Here is a 1,902-nt window from a genome sequence, read left to right as displayed (position 1 = left end):
CTCCGTTGGTTATCACCCTGTCGAACGGCCAGACCATCACCATCGCGGTCGGCGCCAGCAGTGGCAGCGTGAACTTCGTTACACCAAACGACGCCCTCGCGGGCGGCGATAACCTGAGCGTGAAGATTGACGACGCCCAGGGCGGCAACTACGAAAAACTGGACATCGACGCCACTCCGGCGGACACCGCCGTTACCGACGTGCAGGACACTACCGGCCTGACCTTGAGTGCGACCGATACCGTCGCCGAAGGCGGTTCCATCGTTTACACCGCCACCCTGACCAACGCTGCCGGCTCGCCAGTGACCGTGACTCTGAGCAACGGCGCCGTCATCAACATCGCTGCAGGCGCCACCACCGGCACCGTGACCGTCGACGCCCCAACAGACGACGTCTACAAAGACGCGGGCAAAGTTGAAGTCAGCATCGACAACGCCACCGGTGGTAACTTCGAGAACCTGGTTCCGAGCACTACCCCAGCGGTGACTGACGTCACTGACACCATCGACACCAGCACCGTTTCGCTCACAGCGACTTCGGCTGTGGCCGAAGGCGGCACCGTGGTTTACACCGCCTCGGTCAATGCACCCGTGACCGAAGCTCCGTTGGTTATCACCCTGTCGAACGGCCAGACCATCACCATCGCGGTCGGCGCCAGCAGTGGCAGCGTGAACTTCGTTACACCAAACGACGCCCTCGCGGGCGGCGATAACCTGAGCGTGAAGATTGACGACGCACAGGGCGGCAACTACGAAAAACTGGACATCGACGCCACTCCGGCGGACACCGCCGTTACCGACGTGCAGGACACTACCGGCCTGACCTTGAGTGCGACCGATACCGTTGCCGAGGGCGGTTCCATCGTTTACACCGCAACATTGACCAACGCCGCCGGCTCGCCAGTGACCGTGACCCTGAGCAACGGTGCGGTGATCAACATTGCCGCCGGCGCTACCACCGGTACCGTAACTGTCGATGCGCCAACAGACGACGTCTATAAAGACGCCGGAAAAGTTGAAGTCAGCATCGACAACGCCACCGGTGGCAACTTCGAGAACCTGGTTCCGAGCACTACCCCGGCGGTGACTGACGTCACCGATACCATCGACACCAGCACCGTTTCGCTCACAGCGACTTCGACTGTGGCCGAAGGCGGGACTGTGGTTTACACCGCGTCGGTCAACGCTCCGGTAACTGATGCCCCGCTCGTCGTGACGTTGAGCAACGGCCAGACCATTACTATCCCAGTCGGCGCCAGCTCCGCTTCGGTGAACTTCGTTACACCAAACGACGCCCTCGCCGGCGGCGACAACCTGAGCGTGAAGATCGACGACGCCCAGGGCGGCAACTACGAAAAACTGGACATCGACGCCACTCCGGCGGACACCACCGTTACCGACGTGCAGGACACCACTGGCCTGACGCTCTCGGCAACCGACACTGTTGCTGAAGGCGGTTCCATCGTTTACACCGCAACCCTGACCAACGCCGCTGGCTCGCCAGTGACCGTGACCCTGAGCAACGGCGCCGTCATCAACATCGCTGCAGGCGCCACCACCGGCACCGTGACCGTCGATGCGCCAACAGACGACGTCTACAAAGACGCTGGCAAAGTTGAAGTCAGCATCGATCAAGCGACTGGCGGTAACTTCGAGAACCTGATTCCGAGCACTACCCCGGCGGTGACTGACGTTACCGACACCATCGACACCAGCACCGTTTCGCTCACAGCGACTTCGGCTGTGGCCGAAGGCGGCACCGTGGTTTACACCGCCTCGGTCAACGCTCCGGTAACTGATGCCCCGCTCGTCGTGACGTTGAGCAACGGCCAGACCATTACTATCCCAGTCGGCGCCAGCTCCGCTTCGGTGAACTTCGTTACACCAAACGACGCCCTCGCCG

General features: G+C 61.8%; 1 protein-coding gene. It reads left to right on the top strand.

Features of this window, described 5'->3' with window-relative positions; all coding sequences use genetic code 11:
* The coding region (locus B0E42_RS29330; protein WP_371915910.1) for an immunoglobulin-like domain-containing protein at positions 1-1,902 on the top strand (1,902 nt) is incomplete at both ends.

The organism is Pseudomonas sp. A25(2017), assembly GCF_002001065.1.
Classification (GTDB): domain Bacteria; phylum Pseudomonadota; class Gammaproteobacteria; order Pseudomonadales; family Pseudomonadaceae; genus Aquipseudomonas; species Aquipseudomonas kilonensis.
The sequence above is the reverse complement of the archived record's forward strand: the minus strand, read 5'-3'. Positions and strand labels throughout refer to the sequence as shown.